Source organism: uncultured Algibacter sp., assembly GCF_947487575.1.
Classification (GTDB): Bacteria; Bacteroidota; Bacteroidia; order Flavobacteriales; family Flavobacteriaceae; genus Algibacter_B.
Genome location: NZ_CANKXG010000032.1, coordinates 1 through 305 on the forward strand (window position 1 = coordinate 1; position 305 = coordinate 305).

The window sequence follows — 305 nt, forward strand, 5'->3', positions numbered from 1 at the left end:
GGTGTTAATTCATCACCATTGGTTACGCCATCGCCATCACAATCAGCTACTAAATAGTCTCCGCTTACTGCTACGGTCATGTCTGTATCTACAAAATCACATGGATCATTAGGATTTGTTGGTGTTTCACCGTCTGGTGGTGTTAATTCATCGCCATTGGTTACACCATCTCCATCACAATCGGCTGCTAAATATGCTGCGCCTAAGGCTAAGGTTATATCTGATAACACAAAATCACATGGGTCATTAGGATTTGTTGGGGTTTCACCGTCTGGTGGTGTTAATTCATCGCCATTGGTTACACC

Annotated in this window: 1 pseudogene; it reads right to left on the bottom strand. The window is 43.3% G+C overall.

The features are described from left to right. Nucleotides 1–305: pseudogene (locus tag Q0870_RS15380) on the bottom strand (hypothetical protein); the annotation flags it as partial.